The 18,178-nt window shown below is 41.5% G+C and carries 20 protein-coding genes, 1 tRNA gene, 1 riboswitch and 1 other annotated feature; of the genes, 8 read left to right on the forward strand and 13 right to left on the reverse strand.

The window, feature by feature from the left end:
- Positions 1–168: 168 nt before the first annotated feature.
- Positions 169–2,589 carry a leucine--tRNA ligase gene (gene leuS, locus KTE19_RS05715; protein WP_217163196.1) on the reverse strand — a complete coding sequence of 807 codons (2,421 nt, stop codon included), beginning with the start codon at positions 2,587–2,589 and terminating at the stop codon, positions 169–171.
- Positions 2,590–2,660: 71 nt separating this feature from the next.
- Positions 2,661–2,862: a binding site (T-box leader), on the reverse strand.
- Positions 2,863–2,960: 98 nt separating this feature from the next.
- Here leuS and KTE19_RS05720 point away from each other — a divergent pair.
- The gene (locus tag KTE19_RS05720; protein ID WP_217341821.1) at positions 2,961–3,602 is read left to right on the forward strand and encodes a phosphatase PAP2 family protein; all 642 of its coding nucleotides are present in this window, start codon (positions 2,961–2,963) and stop codon (positions 3,600–3,602) included.
- Positions 3,599–4,174, forward strand: a complete 576-nt coding sequence (gene mnmM, locus KTE19_RS05725; protein ID WP_217163192.1) for a tRNA 5-(aminomethyl)-2-thiouridylate-methyltransferase MnmM — start codon at positions 3,599–3,601, stop codon at positions 4,172–4,174. The genes KTE19_RS05720 and mnmM overlap by 4 nt, the downstream gene beginning before the upstream one ends.
- Here the strand turns inward: mnmM and KTE19_RS05730 are convergent.
- The gene (locus KTE19_RS05730) at positions 4,171–5,646 is read right to left on the reverse strand and encodes an MDR family MFS transporter (protein ID WP_217163190.1); all 1,476 of its coding nucleotides are present in this window, start codon (positions 5,644–5,646) and stop codon (positions 4,171–4,173) included. The genes mnmM and KTE19_RS05730 overlap by 4 nt on opposite strands.
- 75 nt (positions 5,647–5,721) lie before the next feature.
- Positions 5,722–6,912, reverse strand: coding sequence for a methionine adenosyltransferase (gene metK, locus KTE19_RS05735; RefSeq protein ID WP_217163188.1), 1,191 nt, complete (start codon positions 6,910–6,912; stop codon positions 5,722–5,724).
- A riboswitch (SMK box riboswitch) is annotated at positions 6,910–6,993 on the reverse strand. (Overlaps the previous gene by 3 nt.)
- A gap of 120 nt (positions 6,994–7,113) precedes the next feature.
- Between metK and KTE19_RS05740 the strand changes: the two genes are divergently transcribed.
- Positions 7,114–7,818, forward strand: a complete 705-nt coding sequence (locus KTE19_RS05740; protein WP_249778599.1) for a hypothetical protein — start codon at positions 7,114–7,116, stop codon at positions 7,816–7,818.
- Positions 7,819–7,944: 126 nt separating this feature from the next.
- Positions 7,945–8,313, forward strand: coding sequence for a hypothetical protein (locus KTE19_RS05745; protein ID WP_217163186.1), 369 nt, complete (start codon positions 7,945–7,947; stop codon positions 8,311–8,313).
- 169 nt (positions 8,314–8,482) lie between these two features.
- Here KTE19_RS05745 and KTE19_RS05750 read toward each other — a convergent pair whose 3' ends face one another.
- On the reverse strand, positions 8,483–9,388 hold the full coding sequence (locus tag KTE19_RS05750) for a magnesium transporter CorA family protein (protein ID WP_217163184.1): 906 nt from the start codon (positions 9,386–9,388) through the stop codon (positions 8,483–8,485).
- A 195-nt stretch (positions 9,389–9,583) separates the two neighbouring features.
- Positions 9,584–10,936 carry an amino acid permease gene (locus tag KTE19_RS05755; protein ID WP_217163182.1) on the reverse strand — a complete coding sequence of 451 codons (1,353 nt, stop codon included), beginning with the start codon at positions 10,934–10,936 and terminating at the stop codon, positions 9,584–9,586.
- A gap of 383 nt (positions 10,937–11,319) precedes the next feature.
- On the opposite strand from KTE19_RS05755, the gene KTE19_RS05760 reads away from it, so the two are divergent.
- Both KTE19_RS05760 and KTE19_RS05765 read left to right on the forward strand, forming a co-directional pair.
- Positions 11,320–11,877: a cysteine hydrolase family protein gene (locus tag KTE19_RS05760; protein ID WP_217163180.1), complete on the forward strand. Its 558-nt coding sequence runs from the start codon at positions 11,320–11,322 to the stop codon at positions 11,875–11,877.
- Between the two features lie 130 nt (positions 11,878–12,007).
- Complete coding sequence (locus KTE19_RS05765; RefSeq protein ID WP_056981064.1) at positions 12,008–12,370, forward strand: hypothetical protein; 363 nt, start codon at positions 12,008–12,010, stop codon at positions 12,368–12,370.
- 98 nt (positions 12,371–12,468) lie between these two features.
- On the opposite strand, the gene KTE19_RS05770 is transcribed toward KTE19_RS05765, so the two are convergent.
- The 6 genes from KTE19_RS05770 to KTE19_RS05795 all read right to left on the reverse strand — a co-directional run bounded on the left by KTE19_RS05770 (position 12,469) and on the right by KTE19_RS05795 (position 15,087).
- Complete coding sequence (locus tag KTE19_RS05770; protein ID WP_217163177.1) at positions 12,469–12,888, reverse strand: Asp23/Gls24 family envelope stress response protein; 420 nt, start codon at positions 12,886–12,888, stop codon at positions 12,469–12,471.
- 22 nt (positions 12,889–12,910) lie between these two features.
- Positions 12,911–13,342 (reverse strand): Asp23/Gls24 family envelope stress response protein, encoded by a 432-nt coding sequence (locus KTE19_RS05775; RefSeq protein ID WP_056981066.1) that lies wholly within the window; start codon positions 13,340–13,342, stop codon positions 12,911–12,913.
- Between the two features lie 16 nt (positions 13,343–13,358).
- Complete coding sequence (locus tag KTE19_RS05780) at positions 13,359–13,541, reverse strand: hypothetical protein (protein WP_217341822.1); 183 nt, start codon at positions 13,539–13,541, stop codon at positions 13,359–13,361.
- Positions 13,542–13,554: 13 nt separating this feature from the next.
- Positions 13,555–14,121, reverse strand: a complete 567-nt coding sequence (gene amaP, locus KTE19_RS05785; protein WP_217163175.1) for an alkaline shock response membrane anchor protein AmaP — start codon at positions 14,119–14,121, stop codon at positions 13,555–13,557.
- Between the two features lie 28 nt (positions 14,122–14,149).
- Positions 14,150–14,404, reverse strand: a complete 255-nt coding sequence (locus KTE19_RS05790; RefSeq protein ID WP_054746731.1) for a GlsB/YeaQ/YmgE family stress response membrane protein — start codon at positions 14,402–14,404, stop codon at positions 14,150–14,152.
- A gap of 221 nt (positions 14,405–14,625) precedes the next feature.
- Positions 14,626–15,087 (reverse strand): MarR family winged helix-turn-helix transcriptional regulator, encoded by a 462-nt coding sequence (locus KTE19_RS05795; protein WP_217163174.1) that lies wholly within the window; start codon positions 15,085–15,087, stop codon positions 14,626–14,628.
- A 136-nt stretch (positions 15,088–15,223) separates the two neighbouring features.
- Here KTE19_RS05795 and KTE19_RS05800 point away from each other — a divergent pair, with 136 nt between their 5' ends.
- Entirely contained in the window at positions 15,224–16,048 is an 825-nt protein-coding gene (locus tag KTE19_RS05800) for a LicD family protein (protein WP_217163173.1), read from the forward strand.
- 73 nt (positions 16,049–16,121) lie between these two features.
- Positions 16,122–16,430: a DUF960 domain-containing protein gene (locus KTE19_RS05805; protein WP_054746733.1), complete on the forward strand. Its 309-nt coding sequence runs from the start codon at positions 16,122–16,124 to the stop codon at positions 16,428–16,430.
- A gap of 196 nt (positions 16,431–16,626) precedes the next feature.
- Here KTE19_RS05805 and KTE19_RS05810 read toward each other — a convergent pair whose 3' ends face one another.
- Positions 16,627–17,907 (reverse strand): peptidoglycan recognition protein family protein, encoded by a 1,281-nt coding sequence (locus KTE19_RS05810; RefSeq protein ID WP_249778439.1) that lies wholly within the window; start codon positions 17,905–17,907, stop codon positions 16,627–16,629.
- Positions 17,908–18,101: 194 nt separating this feature from the next.
- Positions 18,102–18,173: transfer RNA gene (locus KTE19_RS05815), tRNA-Asn, on the reverse strand.
- Positions 18,174–18,178 lie beyond the last annotated feature (5 nt).

The raw sequence follows: 18,178 nt of genomic DNA on the forward strand, positions 1-18,178 counted from the left end.
TAGCTTTGGCTATCGCAGTTTCTGGAGATTTAGAACGCGAGTACTATACGTTTTCAAGGTCAAAACAAAAAGAGCCCTAATTACAAAGTGATTAGAACTCAATTTAGTTTCACCAACAACAGTTGACGAAGAGCCTGTGTTTTTTGCATTTTGCCAGTTTTGATTTAATTACCCAACAACAATATTAACAATCTTGTTAGGAATAACCACGACTTTACGAATGGTTTTGTCATCAGTATATCGTTGAACGTGTTCATCTTTTTTAGCTAATTCTTCAACTTTTGCCTTATCTTCATCACGAGCAACCTTCAGGTGTGACCGCACCTTACCATTGACTTGGACAACGAGTTGAACAGTGTCTTCAACTAATTGTTTTGGATCAAAGGTTGGCCATTGTTCATAGGTAATTGTTTGATCGTGACCCAAGAGGCTCCAAAGTTCTTCGGCGATATGCGGTGCAATTGGCGATAGCATCTTCACGAAGCCTTCCAAGTAAGCAATTGGTAGGGCATCTGCTTTGTAAGCATCATTAATAAAGACCATCATTTGAGAAATTGCAACGTTAAATCGCATATGTTCCAAATCATCGGTAACCACTTTAACAGTTTGGTTGTAAACTTTATCAAGTTTGCCGTCATTAATGGTCGTTACCCGATCGCGTAGATGGTTGTTATCGTCAATCATGAGGCGCCAGACACGATCTAACCAATGATGGGCACCGTTGATTCCTTCTTCGCTCCAAGGCTTAGCAGCGTCGATTGGGCCCATAAACATTTCATAAACCCGCAAGGTATCCGCACCATACTTTTTAACAATGTCATCAGGATTAATGACATTACCTTTGGACTTGGACATCTTTTCATGGTTAGTTCCCAAAATCATTCCTTGATTAACCAACTTCTGGAATGGTTCTTTGGTTGGGACTACCCCAATGTCATAAAGGAACTTGTGCCAGAATCTTGCGTATAGCAAATGAAGGACGGCATGCTCTGCACCGCCGACATATAAGTCAACCGGTGACCAATACTTCAATTTCTCTGGATCGGCAATCGCCTGATCATTATGCGGATCAACGTAACGAATAAAGTACCATGAGCTACCTGCCCATTGTGGCATCGTGTTCGTTTCCCGTTTACCCTTACGGCCATTTTTGTCAACGACGTTTACCCAGTCCGTTAAATTAGCTAGTGGACTCTCTTTACCGCCTGAGGTTTGAATATCTTTTGCTTTTGGCAATTTGAGCGGTAACTCGTCTTCTGGCACCAGGGTTGTTTCACCATCTTCCCAATGGATCACAGGAATTGGTTCGCCCCAGTAACGCTGGCGACTGAAAATCCAATCACGCAACCGGTAGTTGACCTTTTCGTGGCCAGCTTTGTGATCGGTTAACCAATCAATTGCCGTCTTAATAGCTTCATCCTTACCCATACCATCCATAAAGCCAGAATTGAAGTGAGGACCATCTCCAGTGAACGCAGATTCATCAGTGTCCCCACCCTCAATTACCGGAATAATCGGTAAGTCAAACTTCTTGGCAAACTCATAATCACGGTCATCGTGAGCCGGAACCGCCATAATTGCACCAGTTCCGTATGATTCAAGAACATAATCACCAATCCAAATTGGCACTTCTTTACCGTTAATTGGATTAATCCCATAGGCACCGGTGAAGACCCCACTCTTATCCTTATTTAGATCCGTTCGCTCCAAATCGGACTTTCGGGAAACTTCATCCTGATACTTTTCAACTTCAGCTTTTTGCTCGGGTGTTGTAATCTTGGCAACCAACTCGTGTTCTGGGGCTAATACCATGTAAGTTGCCCCAAATAACGTGTCCGGTCGAGTGGTAAAGACTTCAATCTGAGCATCATCGTGCCCCTTCACCTTGAAGAATACACTGGCACCGCGAGAACGGCCAATCCAATTACGTTGTTGTTCCTTGATACTTTCAGGCCAGTCCAAGTCATCCAAGTCATCAATCAACCGGTCAGCGTAAGCAGTGATCCTCAGAACCCATTGACGCATTGGGACCCGATAAACCGGGTAACCACCACGTTCAGTTTTCCCATCAACAACTTCTTCGTTGGCAACAACAGTTCCACCCATAAAATCAGGCGCCCAGTTAACTTCAATGTTATCTTCATAGGCCAGTCCATGTTTATATAATTGCTCAAAGATCCACTGGGTCCATTTGTAATACGATGGATCGGTGGTATTAATTTCTCGGTCCCAGTCATATGAAAAACCAAGCGACTTGATTTGCTTTTTGAAGACCTTAATGTTTTTAGCCGTAAAATCACGTGGATTATGCCCTGTCTTTAATGCGTACTGTTCTGCGGGTAATCCAAAAGCATCCCAGCCCATTGGGTGAAGCACGTTTTTACCTTGCATGCGTTTCATCCGTGCCATGATATCAGTGGCCGTGTAACCTTCAGGATGGCCAACGTGGAGTCCTTGACCAGAAGGATATGGAAACATATCCATCACATAATATTTATCTTTCGTATTATCTTCAGTTACTTTGAAGGTCTTGTGTTCATTCCAATAATGCTGCCACTTACGCTCGATTACGTCGTGATTGTATGCCATTGTGTAACTGCCACCTTTCAAAACTTTTCAATAAAATGAAAAAAGTCCTACGAGAAACCACACTGGGATTCTCATAGGACGATTTATCGCGTTACCACCTATCTTCTCAATTACTGAGCACTCAAAATCAATAACGGCGATAAACCGGGACGGCCTACTTTGTTCAGCCGTTCATTCAACGATGAGTTCACCCTAACTTGGTCCAGATTCACAGCGACCACCTGGTTTCTTAAAGACAAGTTAAAAGTTACTAATTCGTTTCTTCATTTTCACTAAATTGAAATTATTGCCTATTATCATACCAAAGCTGCGTCTAAAAAACAACCGCCTCAAGATGTTATAATTGATTCATCTGTTTGGAAGTGAAATTAATGAAAATACGATCAAAACAAATCGGCAACCTGTTTTGGGGCCTTTCACTACTTGTGTTTCTAGCTTTTACCGCTGGCGTTTGGCGTCAATCAGCATGGATAACACAATTTGACCACTATTTTGGCAGCCGAATTCGTGAATTGGCTAACCCGGAACTCACGGCCTTCTTTGTTCATTTTACCAAAATTGGGAATCTGATACCGCTCATCACATTCGTTGCTGGCGCTTGCCTGGCTTTATTGATTCTCAGAAAAAATAAAGCTAGTCTCTTTTTATTCATCAACACTGTTCTGTTAGCAATTCCGGTCAATACATTCGTTAAAGAATTAATCGATCGGCCACGCCCACAGTTTACCCACCTCGTTGCGGTTCACTCAAGCAGCTTTCCGAGCGGTCATTCAATGAGCACGATGATGATTTTTGGCAGTTTAATCATCATTGTCAATCAATTATTAAAAAATAATTTGGAAAAATTAATGCTTAATACCCTATTCATTGTTATGATTATACTAATAGGAATAAGTCGAATTTATGTTGGTGTTCATTTTGCAAGCGACGTGGCCGGTGGTTGGTCACTTGGATTCTGCCTGTTATACATGAGCGAATTCGTCTTCAACAAATTTGGAGGAGGCCTATCATGAAAAAAATTCCGTCAGCATTGGAATTTAGTCATCAATTATTTGCCGAACGAATATCGCAGGGTGACACGGTTGTGGACTGCACCGTTGGTAACGGCCACGATACATTGTTTTTAGCAAATCTTGTCGGTCCAGCGGGCACATTGTATGGATTCGATATTCAGGCGGAAGCGATCAAAAACACGCGTAATTTATTGACCAAAAATCATGTCGATACGGAAAACGTCTATCTCTACAACATCAGTCACTCAAAGGTTGATGAGATCCTGCCATACGAAACAACCATTGCCGGGGCAATCTTTAATCTCGGGTATCTGCCGGGCGGCGATAAGACCATTGTCACCTATTCTGAAACAACCATTCAGGGCATTCGGGGTTGCCTGAGCCATTTGGCTAGAAACGGCATCGTCGTGTTAGTGATTTACTATGGTCATCCTGGCGGTGAGAAAGAGAAAAAAGACGTCCTTGAATTTGGTCGCCAACTCGACCAAAAACAATACAACGTCCTAACTTATAAATTTATTAATCAAGAACACTGGCCACCGTTTGTGATGGCCATTCAGCGGATCGATTAGTCGGTTCGCTGTTTCTTTTTGCGATCAGCAAAATTAACTGCAAATGCGATCAATATCAAAATCAGCGCCACAATAAATACATTGTGTAACGAATGATAGAGAATGGTCCTCAATTTTGGCAAGACATGACTGCTCAGTTGGTTGGCCGTCATTGGGTTAATTAACTTGTCCATCATTTTCAGTGTGGTGCCCTCGGTTTGGCGTACCCCTCGGAGCATTGTCATATTCATCACAATTCCAAAAATAGAAATCATCAGCGTTTGCCCTAATGTTCTGGCAAGGGTGTTAAATGAAGTCGCAACGCCAATTTCAGTAGACTTCACTGTATTTTGAACGCTGATCATCGACGTCGTCACGGTGAGACCAAATCCAGTTCCACAAATCACTGATATCAATAGAAAGGCCACAAACGGTGTATAGGCTGGAATAAGCACCATGATAATCCCGCCAACTAAAATAAAGAACAAGCTTAGGTTGATAATTGAATGCGGGGTGGTTTTGACCAACAATTTACCGGCAATAAACGAACCAACAATCCACATCAGTGAACTCGGAGTGATGGCAAAACCGGCCATTGAAGCTTGGAGGCCCAGAATTCCCTGCGTCCAGTCAGGCAAGTAAACTTCGTATCCGATCAAGAAACCACTGACTAAAAAGACCACGATATTTTGAACCACGAATGTCCGATTATCAAATAGTTCCATAGGGATCAAAGGATCTTCTGCGACGCGTTCTCTTCTAATAAACATAATTGCTGCAATCACGGTCACTAAGAAACAGCTGGCCACGATTTTCCAATTAATTGGACTTTGACCCACCAACTGGAAAGCATACATAATCGCCAAGAGCATAATTGTTAACCAGCAAGTCCCGCCAACATCCATTTTACTTTTTGTCTGGCGTTTCTCTTCATGAAAATAAAGTTGAACCAAGATCATGACAATCAGGCCAATTGGCAAATTAATGAAAAAGATCCAGTGCCAACTTAGTTGATCAACAATAAAACCACCAAGTAACGGGGCGATGACAGAAGCGATTCCCCAAGCGGAACTGTTTAAGCCTAAAACCTGAGCGCGCTTCTCCAGCGGATAAATATCGGCAATAATGGTGTTGGAAATCGGTAAAATAGACCCAGCCCCTATTCCTTGAACTGCCCGCCAAATAATCAGAACCAGCATGGAGTGAGATAATCCGGACATCACGGAACCAAAAATAAAGATTGTAATGCCGCCGATAAACATGGGCTTGCGGCCAATACTATCAGCCAGCTTCCCATAGATCGGCGTTGCAATCGCATTGGTTAACAAAAAGATCGAGAAGACCCAATTCATCAGCGCAACGCCGTGAAGATCCCCGACGATTGTTGGCATTGCAGTTGACACAATTGTTCCTTCAATGGCTGCCATGAAAGTGGCAACAAAAAGCGCAATTGTGACAAGCATAACGTTACTTTGTTTAGCTGTTTGTGACATGAAATAACCCCTTACATTGATTTTTAGCCAAAAAAGCACCCTTGAATTTTCAAGGGCGTTTTGCTGGTTAGCTGTTTATAACTTGAAATAATCTTTTAACGCATCAACCTTATCCGTATGCTCCCAAGGCAAGTCAATATCTGTCCTACCAAAGTGGCCATATGCAGCGGTTTGTTCATAAATTGGTCGTTTAAGATCCAACATTTTAATGATTCCTGCAGGTCGCAGGTCAAATAGTTTCCGAGTTGCTTCAATTAGTTTCTCTTCTGAAACCTTTCCGGTACCAAACGTGTTGATATCGATTGAAACTGGGGTGGCAACCCCAATGGCATAAGCCAACTGAATTTCAAGTTGGTCTGCTAACCCGGCTGCCACAATATTCTTTGCAATGTAACGAGCGGCATAACTGGCTGACCGATCAACCTTAGTCGCATCCTTACCAGAAAAGGCACCGCCACCATGGTGAGCATAACCACCATAAGTGTCAACGATAATTTTCCGACCAGTCAAACCGGCATCCCCTTGAGGACCACCAATCACAAACCGACCAGTTGGATTAACCAGATAACGGGTATTCCCATCCAAGTACTTGTCTGGAATAACGGCCTTGATAATCTTCTCAATCACGTCAGAGCGAACTTGATCCAAACTGACCCCTTCATCATGCTGGGTGCTCAAGACGACCGTATCCACTCGCAGTGGTTTGTCGTTGTCATCGTATTCCACGGTGACTTCTGCTTTCGCATCAGGTCCTAAGTAAGGAACCGCACCAGACTTACGGAGATCAGCCTGCTTTCTCATTAACCTATGGGCTAATGAAATGGCTAATGGCATCAGTTCAGGGGTTTCGTTAATCGCATAACCGAACATCAACCCCTGATCACCAGCACCAATCTTATCAAGCGGATCCGTCTCACCATTACGTTCCTCTAAGGCATCATCAACCCCCTGAGCAATATCAGGAGACTGTTCGTCCAAAGCAACGATCACGGCACAGGAATCACCGTCAAAGCCATAACGACCATCACAATAACCAATTCGCTTGATGGTATTTCGAACAACTTTTTGAATATCAACATATGCTGTCGTTGATATTTCACCAAAAACTAAAACTAATCCAGTTGTCACGGATGTCTCACAGGCAACCCGGGCATCTGGATCTTGAGCTAACAAGGCATCAAGAATTGCATCGCTAATTTGATCTGCAATCTTATCTGGATGACCTTCTGAAACTGATTCCGAAGTAAATAAATGTTTTTCGCGCATTTTATTTTCCCCCTATATATTTTTAAGGTTACAAGGCTTCTTCACGCATTACGTGAATCCTATCGGGAACTCATAACTTTATTATGTTATCACAGATCATTTTATTTTGAAACCAATTCTTTCAAAACCCGTTGACCCCTTGGCAAAAAAACATTACGATTATTTGTATGAATATTCGACTTCAATGGGGAGAAAGACACTTTGACAAATTCAACTAAAAATTCAATGATTCAGTTTTCAATCAGAGTGGCCATCTCACTTTTTATCTGGATGCTGTTTGCGCATTTACCAATTAAATCATTCTTCGTGAACAAAGATTTAATCCAACTGATGGTCATTGGTATTCCGTTTGCCATCCTAATGAATCAAGTCCTCACTTCTCCCAAAAACCAATTACTCACAATTGCTTGTGATGCCCTTGTTGGTATCTTGAGCATCCACCTTTTCTTAAACGCCGGCGCCTTAAATGCTTCGCTCATCTTGGTCGATTTTGTTTTCGCAAATATTTTGCTGCTGACTCCCTTGGTAAATGAACCGCATGGTCGGTGGATCATCTTTGGGATCATTAATGGCAGTGGCGTAGCTTTCTTATTCAATATCACCGACCATCACTACTTCTCACTCATTTCACTTATGTACATTACAACCCTTATTTTTTCTAACATCTTTTTTTCATATCATGGATTCATGAAGAAACATAACCTTTCATCCCTGTTGATCATTCTGGTTTTGATTTTAATGCTATGTCTAACCTTACAATTATCATTGCTTAGGACGCTTTTAATTGCAATCATCCTCGGATTTTATCTCTTTTTTGAATCACAGGTTAATCCAAAAAATTCTGAAAAAAGGGCCAACGTATCTTCTGCATGTTACCTGTTATTTTCGCTGTTAGTCTGTTTATAAGCCCTAAATATTATAATTTTATTAATATCATTAATTTTGCTAAAAGATATCCAATATGATACCCTGTTCACCTTCAAAACCAGCTATCATATCAATGATTGATAAATGGTGAGGGGCGGTGTAAATATGAATATCAGAGTCGTAGGCGACATTCGAAGGGGAAAGATCCAACCTTCCCTGACCGGCAACCCAATTGTCGATGATGCCCTGTTACAAAATTTCTGTGAGCGTTTGAGGAACAATATCAATTCAGCTAAAGCATCAATCAAGGTTATTTCAGATCACTTCTTCGATCCAACCGAATTAACAGATGATGTCATTTTGATGGATAAACAAATTATTCGAGATTTCCCAGGAGATCTGCTCATTCCTTTCACAATTATTGGCGTAGATCACAGTGACCTTGTTCGCGGCAATGTTCGCAACGCCATCAACGCATTGAAGCATTTCGCTAACGGCGATCCAATTTCAAACAACCCAACGTTTTCAAAATAAGAGTTCAGCTGCAGCTTGATTCATGCAACTGAACTCTTATTTTTGGCTTTATCATAATAGTACTTAAATCCAAGATAGACGAGGCACTCAACATCTGGTACTACTAACCCTAGTAATGAGGTGATTGGAATTTTCCTGCTTGATAAACGATCCACCCTAATCTCGTTTGTTAATATCGGCGATTAAACCGAATATGTAGAAACATCCAAACAACCAGTAATAACGTGATCACCAGTGTGTAAAACCACGCTGCATCATTTTCAGCAAACGGTAGCTTGACGTTCATCCCATAAAAGCCCGAAACAATTGGCGGAATTGCTAGAATCAATGACCAAACCGTCAGAAATTGCATGGTTTGGTTTAATTTGTTATTCAAGATATTACCAAACGCGGATTCCGTTTCACTGACAACATCCCCAACCACATCAAACATTGTCTGACACTGTTTATATTCAATCAAGAGATCAGAAATTTGCTGGTCCGCACTCTTGGATAAAGCAGCCGTTAATTTCAACTTCTCATGGAACGTTCCTTGAAGTTCTTGGAGTGCAATCAGATTTCCAGCGGTTGCCGAGCGCAAATACACCAAATTGGTTTTCATCATCGCCAAATTGTCCAAATTCTGATTACTAATCCCGCGGCCATGAACCCCCTCGAGCTTTTCGGCTCTCTGGCTAATGTCGTCCAGTTTATCGAAATACGGCGTTAGAATCGCCATTAAAATTGCTAAAATATGATTACTAATTTGTGAATAGCCAAGGGCCGACTGCTTGTTGACAAGCGTTGCCTGATCCGTGTCATGGCAAACAGAAATTAGCACCTTGTCACTGAACCCTAAAAAGATTGGCACCGTGGTTGCGTGACTTTCTGCAATTGATCCCATTGCTCGAACGACCAAGACGCCGAAGTCCGACAGATCATCATAAGCAGAACGGGGTTGTTCATGGCGATCAAGCATGTAATTTTTAAACTTTTTTGGCAGCTGATATTTATTGATAATGTCATTTAGCCCACGCTCATTGGGGTCAACTGCTTCCACCCAAGTGTAGGTGGCAAATTCGTGAATTGCGATCATTGCTTTTTCCTCGTTAATATTTATTGGTGGTTACATAGCTAAATTGTAAGGGACCCAGGTGACTTTTTCAAATTGAACGTCGCAACGTTCAAATAAGCTCAACTATGCTTTGGCTATTCAGTTATGATGGCATCAAAAAATCCCACCAAAATCTCAAATCTCGATTTTAGTGGGCAGTAATTTCTTTCTAATTATTCAGCTTTTTTTCTGAGTCAGTTGATAAACTAAAAGCATTGTTGCCACCGAAACGATTGAAATAATCATTGCGACTCTTGTTGTCGAACTGACCAAAAGAAACCCAAGAATGAAAATAAAAAATACCAAGCTGATGTAGTCCGCAATCGGATAACCAGGCATCTTGAAGGCTTTAACCCCCTTAGGATTGGCTCTGCGATATTTTAAATGGACAATCAGTAAAACCACCCAGACAACCACAAAGTTGATCGTTGACACACTGGAAACTAAGTTAAAGACACCTGCTGGAATAAAGTAATTTAAAACGACGATAATCAGCAGAAAGGCCGTGGAAAAGTTCAAGGCGATGTTAGGAACCCCGTTTCTCCCCAGTCGATTGAGAAATGAGGAAGCATTTCCACCCATACTGAGTGCATACATCGTTCGACTGGTACTGAATAAGCAGCTATTGGTAGCAGAAATGGCCGCCGTCAGCACCACAAAGTTCAAAATGCCGGCTGCCCCAATAATGCCAATTCCAGAAAACACTTGAACAAACGGACTCGCGGTTGTGGTGATTTTATTCCAGGGATAGACACTCATCACCGCAATCATTGACCCAACATAGAAAAGTCCGATTCGGATTGGCAAACTGTTAATCGCCTTTGGCAGGTTCAGCTCCGGATTGTCAGTTTCACCGGCTGTCAGCCCCACCATCTCGATACCAACAAAGGCAAAGACCACCATTTGAAATGACATTAGGAAGCCATGAGCCCCGGTGGGAAAGAAGCCACCATGAGAAACTAAATTACTAAATGAAGCAGTTGAACTACTGGTTTTGACATGGAATAACGCTAACCCAACTCCAACGACGACCAAAAGAATAATGGCAACCACTTTAATCATTGAGAACCAGGATTCCAACTCGCCAAACAGGCCAACGTTAACCATGTTTGCGCAGAACAGACATAGCAGAATCACCAGTGGCGGCACCCACTGAGGGACACCTGGGAACCAATACTTGATATAAATGCCAGTGGCAGTCAAATCTGCCATGGCTAAACTAATCCAGCAGAACCAGTAAGTCCAGCCAGTCACAAATTCCCAACGGTCACCAAGGTAAAGTTTGACAAAGTCCAAGAACGAATGCTTACTGGTATCGGATAAAAGTAGCTCTCCAATTGCCCGCATCAACAGGAAACAAAAAATTCCAACGATTAGGTAGGACAAGATAATGGATGGTCCAGAAGTGTGAATGGCTGATCCGGATCCAAGGAACAATCCGGTCCCAATCGCACCACCAATTGCAATCATCTGAATGTGGCGACTCTTTAATGAACGTGACAATGTATTTGTTGACTTACTTGACTCCATCTGGTTTCCTCCTTCGAATAAAAAATACCCCCAGTACCAGTTACGGTACCAGGGGCATTCGTGAGAACGCGGTTCCACCCAAATTCTGCAACACACTATGTATTGCCTCAAAATGCAGATATTGGCTGCAACCAGTTATGTGCTCTGCCATAAACTTTTGCTGACTTCCAGCGACTGTCAGCTCTCTGGTGATTAGTTAATAATTATAAGGGTGATTTTTAAAAAGTCAAGGGTAAATCCTTAACAATTACTGATTCAAAGTTAATATCATACGGGTTACTCAATTTTTTGATCACAAATGATTGAAACTATGATCAAATCAGAGTACCTTTAGGTCAGTTAAAGTGAAAAATACTTTTATTTCGATATTTGGAGGGATTCAGATGACTTCACACACTGCCTTATTGATTATTGATTACACAAATGATTTTGTGGCTGACAAAGGTGCCCTCTCTTGCGGGAAAGCAGGTCAAGATATTGAGCCGACCATTATTAAGCTCGCCAATCAATTCGTTCAAAACGGAGATTGGGTAATCTTGCCAACTGACGTTCACAAACCTCATGATCCTTATCATCCAGAAACCAAACTATTTCCGCCTCACAACGTCCGCAATACCTGGGGTCGCGAATTTTATGATGGCTTGAAGGACTGGTTTACTGCCAACCAAGCTGAAGATAAAGTTTATATGTATGATAAAACCCGCTATAGTGCCTTTGCGGGAACGGACTTGGATATTCGGCTACGGGAACGCCATATTGACACTTTGCATTTAGTTGGGGTTTGTACCGACATTTGTGTACTGCACACGGCGGTTGACGCTTACAACCTCAATTACAATATCGTTGTTCATCAAAACGGGGTTGCAGGACTGACCCCTGAAGGAAAAAAGTGGGCTTTAGGACATTTTAAGAATGTGCTTGGCGCAACGGTTGTCGACTAGATTTACGCTACCCCTTTGCAAAATAATCCGATTTAGTGTTTAATGAACGTCAGATGACTAAACATAAGATCGAATGGTCAAGTAATTTTAATGCTTGGCGATTATTTTTGTACTTAAGGAGGCGTCACTCATGGCTAATAAATTGCCAAGGTACAATAAGGAACAATGGGAACGCGCTAAGGAAGCTGTTTTACAGGAATATGATGATTACAAAGTTACTTTAAGGCAGCAAGGCGTTGATTACACAATCAAAAATTCCCGGCAATTACTAATTTATCAGGACCTGGTTGCTGAATGGAATCACAAGCTGGGAACGGTCATTAGTGACCTGGAGGACAATGTTTTTGCCCTAACCGTTTTTGATGATTTGAAAAAGCGAAAAGTCAGTTCCTTACTCAAACGTGGTTATGAACACATTTCGAGCTGGCCTGACTTTAATCCAACCGCCTTGGCCCTGTGGCTGGAACTTGATGAAGACGAAGCAATGGCTTAATAACTGAAATAGTTGTTGCCTGGATTAATTAAAGAGCATCCTGACTGAAATCTAAACATGATTTCGATCAGGGTGCTCTTTAATTTGGTCAGAACAGCTCATTTATCTTTGTCTTTCTTTTTATCGTTCTTGCGATTCTTATTCATAAATTCTTCCCGTGTCTGGAGCTCTTTAACGTTAATCTTGATTTCAGTTGGTTTGAGATCCGTCATTTCAGTGATTGCTTGAGATAATTTATTGGTTACTTTATTGAAGACACTTGGAATACACTTGCCATATTCCAATACCGCATCCATCGATAACTTAACTTCTTTGTCATCATTATCCAAATCTACCTTAACACCCATTGCTGGGTCAGTTTCGTCACTAAATCGATCAGTAACTGAGTCAATCAAATTACCTTCCAAAGATAAGACCCCATCTACGTCACGAACAGTGTTACCAGCAATCTTTGCTAAAACATCGTCTTCATAGGTTAATACAGTTGCGACACCTGCGTCTTTGTGTTGTTCAGCCATCATCATATCCTCCTAAGGGGTATTATTTTACTCTGTCATCAGTTACGTCGTTGGCAATTTTATCCTTCTTACGGTCGCTTTGTTGGTCCCATTCTTGTTTGGTCAGGACATCGTTGATATTTAGGTTTAATTCAACCACGTCCAAACCAGTATAGTTTTTAATTGCCCGTTGGGTCCGTGTACAAACTTCGTCAAAAATTTGTCGGGCATCTGCCCCATATTCAATTGTTGCTTCCATATCCAGTGCGACCTGTTTTTCACCAACTTCGGCATCAATGCCTTTCGTCGGATCAGTGGATTTTGAGAATCGATCTGCCAATTCACTAATCATTCCACCATCCAGCGATAAAATGCCGTCAACATTTCGACAAACCAGTCCTGCAATTTTTTCGATCACAGAATTTTCAAACGTTAATTTTCTGGTTAATTCTGGTTTTTGTACGGTTGCATCCATCAACATCAACTCCTTTTTATTCGTCACTAATCATTTGGCCGATCAAAGTTCTGATACCGCCTAATTTCCATATAATGGCGCCTACCAACGATCCAATCAAAGTGAGGGCAAGAACCAGTAGCATGCCGCTAAAGCTGCCAAATACCCACACAACGCCACAGATTAAGCCGATGAGGCCGCCATACATAATTGATTTCATTTAACCTGCCTCCTTATACCACTCGGGGGTGGTTCGCCCGCTTCTTATCCCGGATTGAATCGAATGGATTCACCTTGACTTTCACTTTCTTAACCTTCACATCCATCAGATTCGCAATCTTATTGGTCACGATCGATTGAATGTCCTCACCTAACTTCACCAAGTCGCGCCCTTCCTTATCTACCGCGGTCACCTTAACTCTGGCAACCCGGTTTCGAGTGTGAAGTTTGACATTTGTTTGGACATCTGCCACTTCGGCGTGTTGCAAGACGGCTTCGGCCAACGATTTTTCAATCGCCTTTTTTGAAATGCTCAGCCGCCCACTTGGTGACCTAAAAATGAGTTGATCCGCCTTTTTCGGGGCAAACAAAACTGTGATGATCGCTGCAACCCCAATTAAAGCCACAATTACGCTGATTGTTAAAGCAGCAATCAGCAGCCAATCCGTGTTCGTCTGCACTGACGGTAACACAAGTTTTGACACGTAATCGATTGGCACCACCAATGCCAGCAGCCAAACTGATTGAACAATTGAGATGATACTGATTACTAAAACCAGTAATTTGGTTAAACGACTCACCGCCTTACCTCCTCTCCATTCTCCCGATTTAGCTTCGTGCTAAACCACGAGTGACCAGAGATACAACTAGTACTAAAACAACGGCACCAACAATTGCTGGGAAAATTGCGATTTCAGCCAATTGTGGGCCCCATGTTCCTAAGAGTGCTTGACCAAGCCAAGCACCGATCAGTCCACCGACGATATTTCCGATCCAGCCCATTGGCATGTCCCGGCTCGTAATTGCACCCGCAAGGGCACCAATAATCCCGCCGATAATAAGTGTCCAGATTAAACTAAACATGGCAATCATCCTTTCTGTAAGTGAGATTTAACAACGGTTATTGTTGCTATAACCATAGTATACAATAACCTATAACTTATTGTGTGAATAAGTTGTGAAGGAATATTGGCTTTTTTTAGTCTAAAGGCTGATCATGTATTGTTCGCAAAATATAAAAAAACTAGCCGCACAAAATTGAATTTGCACGGCTAGCTGAATCCCCCTATTTCGACACTGAACAATTATTTTTCTGATCTGGACATTTCGTGAGCAGCAAAATCCTTAATAAACGCCAGAATTTCTCGAACCCTGTCCTCACCATAACGGCTGATCCAATTGTCAAAACGTTTGGTAATTAAATCGTTGACTTTCTTCTCGGCCTTTTCTCCTGCAGGTGTCAGATGCAGATATAATCTCCGCCGGTCGCTTTCGGCAGGCTTCTGGAAAATATAATCGTGTTGTAATAAAACTTTGATTTGTCGTGAAATTGCACTTCTAGTTACTTTTCTTTCACTGGCAATATCCATCAGCGATACATGATCCCGTTCAGCAATCGTGTGTAAAATCAAATATTGCTCAAACGATAAACCATACTTTGTTGCTGGTTCTGAAACGAAATTATCTAAATACTTTAACGAAGAAAGATAAACATCAATTGCTTCTTTCAACAGTTGTTGATTTGTTTTACTCATATCCCTCACCATTCCCAAATAATTATTATTGTTTATACCGCCCTAATTATATATTTTCACGTCAATAGGCGCAACCTTATCGCCCTTGTTTTGGGAATCTTTCTAAAATGGATTATAATTAAACTATTAAATGGAAGTAGAGGATGCTATGACAGACAGTGTAATTAACTTAATCCACGAAGTTGAATTAAATATCTTTAAACAGTTTCGCCAATTAACAAGTACTCTTAATATTAACTATATTGCCCTTGGCGGCACCTTGCTTGGCGCGATCCGCCATCAGGGCTTTATTCCATGGGATGATGACATGGACGTTGGCATTCCCCGAGAGGACTACGAACGGCTACTTGACCTTGCCCCAAATATTTTAAAGAACACGCACTATTTCCTGCAGACACCTTGGTCAGATAGCAACTATGCCTTGAGCTATGCTAAACTTTTAGATCGTAATACCTTTATTGAAGAACGGAACAACGTGAATAACGCCCGAAAAGGAATCTTTCTGGATATTTTCCCGCTGGACAAAATTCCCGCTTCAAAAGAAAGACAGCGGCGACAAATTCTTGACCTACGAAGGCTGGATAGTCGAATCTATCTTAAATTGCGTTATAATATTATTGATAACCCGATAAGAAAGTTTCAAAGTCCACTTTCACCGGAACAGCTCCAAACGGCTTGGGAATACAAACGCCAACGTCAGGATACAATGACTGAATTTAGTAAGCGGCCGAATTTAACCGTTTATAAGAACTTGGCTTCTCAGTATGGTTATGACAAAGAATTATTCACTGAGGATCAGCTCACTAATTTAATTGATCTCCCATTTGCTGATACAACCATTGTCGCACCAGCAGACTATGATGAGATTTTGACCAACATTTATGGCGATTATATGACTCTACCGCCAGAAAATGCCCGGACGGAAAAACATATTACCAGGCTGATAATGGATAATCAGGAATTTATGGTTTAACAAGTTACTTGCATCACTGATTGTTTTTTGTTAGGTTATTAGCAATCACATTTTGAGTATTGAAGGTGTTTTTATGTTTGATAAAGATCATTCACGTTTCGCAAGTTATAGCATTGTTTCCACTTTACCGGATGAGGCAATTGATCATGTTTGGTATTTGATTGACAATGATTTGCAAGGGATTTTTCCACTGTCCAATTTAATTGTCTTTGATTTGGTCAATAATGATGGTAACCTGTCATACGATTACATCCAAGATAACGAATTAGTGGCCACGTTTGATTCCCCATTCCCTTATAACAATAATTATCCCAAATCACTCGTCGTTTACGACAGTGGTGATCGCCAAATTATTGCGACCCCTTCGGAAATCAATATTTAACCGGGGTAAGACCAATGATATCTTGATTTCAACATATAAATGAATCTGTTTGACACGTACTTTTTGGGATTGAGCTGATTCATGTTACATGACAAAAAAGAGTCTTTGGTCGTGATAATAATCAATCATTGAAATTTAAAAGCGAGGCAGACAATGTTCTAATTGTCCTTACCTCGCTTTTTGATTATTCATATTTTTACAAAGCTTGTTGACATATCCAAACGTTGTGACCTTTTAATTTAAATCGATACCAAGTCGTTTTACCCGTCGGATAGGTTTTAACGGCTTTTTTATTCGCTTTATAGGTCCGCTTAAGAATTGATTTGGCTGAACTAGTCACCAGTGATAGATACTCTGAACCATACACGTGATTTCTCAGGGCATAACGCCCATGTTTAATGGTGATGGACCGATTAGAATTCGAATATTCGATTGGATTAAAGTTCAATGCACCGGCGTAAATCCAGTATTTTTGCGCGTTAGCGGCTTTGGCAAACCGAACCCGGTACCAAGTCGTCTTGGTTGGACTCTTAACACAACGGGCGTCCAGATAGACCCTCTGGCCAGACTTAGCCAATACGTTATTCCAGTTATAGTAAAACGTAAAGTAATCAGAGCCTTTGACATGGTTATATAACCTGAACTTTTGGTAATTTGAATTGAGTCTGGCGGATTCTGTTCCCTGGCCATGATGATATCGAATGGTAACTGGCTGAGTAACCTTGTTAGAACTCGTCAGCCGGCCTTTGGATGACAACGTCGTGTGAGTGACTGTCGATGTCGAATTCGACGTGTCAGCGGCATTATAATAGTGTTTAACCAATTGATAGAAATCACTCATCGTATAGGCCTGGCCGAAAAATTGTTTCCCAGAAGTGGCGTAGTAGCCGGTTGGATCTGTATGATCAGTACCCCCGAGAAATTTCGAAACCGCATTGTGTGACCAAACGGTTCCCTTACCATCATAAGCGGCGTCATTCAACGGCAGCTTATATTGATGGAGCAATTCTGCTGTATAATTTGCGGCATTATTAACCTCTTTGGCGAAAGCAACTTTACTATGCACCTCAACTTGTTCAAATTGAATGAACTCCCCGTTCCCAGGGTAAGCACAGCCCCATGCCAAATAGTTCGTGTTGGCAATATTGATCACCCTTGACGCGTCAACGTATGAATGCACAAATGCATTTTGATAATTTTGTTTCATATAAGCAATCTCGCTAAAAATTGTCGAATTAGGATTGCCGGTTTCATGAACCACAACCCCAGTCGGCTTCCCCGTAGTGTACTTGTTCTGCGGAAAGCCACTCCAAATTTGTTTGGTTACATTGGCAGGCGTCAGCTTATGGTTCAAAATGTAAGTGTTAACAGCAGAACTTGCCTCTACTTGTGAGCTGGCAACTAGCATCATCACAACGCCAACCATAAACGTTGCGACTAAGTGTCCAATAGTACGGGTTGTTTTTTGTTTAATCAATGTTGATATCCCCTCATATTTAAAATTAATCAAACGCAACAAAACTTTATTTTCGATAAACGGTACATTTATCGTAACATAGTTGTCAGCCATCTGGAAAGATTGATGCATGGATGTGACAACATCTGAATATCAATGGTTTTAATATAAAAATAAAAAGCCTGACATTTGTCAGACCTTTACAAAACAGCTTACTGCTCCGGCTGGGTTCGAACCAGCGACCTCTTGATTAACAGTCAATTATTCTACCACTGAACTACGGAGCAAAAAT

The sequence above is a fragment of the Lentilactobacillus dabitei genome (genome assembly GCF_019061365.1).
GTDB lineage: Bacteria > Bacillota > Bacilli > Lactobacillales > Lactobacillaceae > Lentilactobacillus > Lentilactobacillus dabitei.

Excerpts from the sequence above, each read along its gene's own strand:
- KTE19_RS05800 (WP_217163173.1), top strand. The coding sequence starts at position 15,224 with ATGACAGACAGTGTAATTAACTTAATCCACGAAGTTGAATTAAATATC.
- mnmM (WP_217163192.1), top strand. The coding sequence starts at position 3,599 with ATGAAAAAAATTCCGTCAGCATTGGAATTTAGTCATCAATTATTTGCC.
- KTE19_RS05755 (WP_217163182.1), bottom strand. The coding sequence starts at position 10,936 with ATGGAGTCAAGTAAGTCAACAAATACATTGTCACGTTCATTAAAGAGT.
- KTE19_RS05770 (WP_217163177.1), bottom strand. The coding sequence starts at position 12,888 with ATGGCTGAACAACACAAAGACGCAGGTGTCGCAACTGTATTAACCTAT.
- KTE19_RS05780 (WP_217341822.1), bottom strand. The coding sequence starts at position 13,541 with ATGAAATCAATTATGTATGGCGGCCTCATCGGCTTAATCTGTGGCGTT.
- metK (WP_217163188.1), bottom strand. The coding sequence starts at position 6,912 with ATGCGCGAAAAACATTTATTTACTTCGGAATCAGTTTCAGAAGGTCAT.
- leuS (WP_217163196.1), bottom strand. The coding sequence starts at position 2,589 with ATGGCATACAATCACGACGTAATCGAGCGTAAGTGGCAGCATTATTGG.
- KTE19_RS05745 (WP_217163186.1), top strand. The coding sequence starts at position 7,945 with ATGAATATCAGAGTCGTAGGCGACATTCGAAGGGGAAAGATCCAACCT.
- KTE19_RS05760 (WP_217163180.1), top strand. The coding sequence starts at position 11,320 with ATGACTTCACACACTGCCTTATTGATTATTGATTACACAAATGATTTT.
- KTE19_RS05720 (WP_217341821.1), top strand. The coding sequence starts at position 2,961 with ATGAAAATACGATCAAAACAAATCGGCAACCTGTTTTGGGGCCTTTCA.
- KTE19_RS05795 (WP_217163174.1), bottom strand. The coding sequence starts at position 15,087 with ATGGTGAGGGATATGAGTAAAACAAATCAACAACTGTTGAAAGAAGCA.
- KTE19_RS05775 (WP_056981066.1), bottom strand. The coding sequence starts at position 13,342 with ATGGATGCAACCGTACAAAAACCAGAATTAACCAGAAAATTAACGTTT.
- KTE19_RS05765 (WP_056981064.1), top strand. The coding sequence starts at position 12,008 with ATGGCTAATAAATTGCCAAGGTACAATAAGGAACAATGGGAACGCGCT.
- KTE19_RS05730 (WP_217163190.1), bottom strand. The coding sequence starts at position 5,646 with ATGTCACAAACAGCTAAACAAAGTAACGTTATGCTTGTCACAATTGCG.
- KTE19_RS05790 (WP_054746731.1), bottom strand. The coding sequence starts at position 14,404 with ATGTTTAGTTTAATCTGGACACTTATTATCGGCGGGATTATTGGTGCC.
- KTE19_RS05805 (WP_054746733.1), top strand. The coding sequence starts at position 16,122 with ATGTTTGATAAAGATCATTCACGTTTCGCAAGTTATAGCATTGTTTCC.
- KTE19_RS05750 (WP_217163184.1), bottom strand. The coding sequence starts at position 9,388 with ATGATCGCAATTCACGAATTTGCCACCTACACTTGGGTGGAAGCAGTT.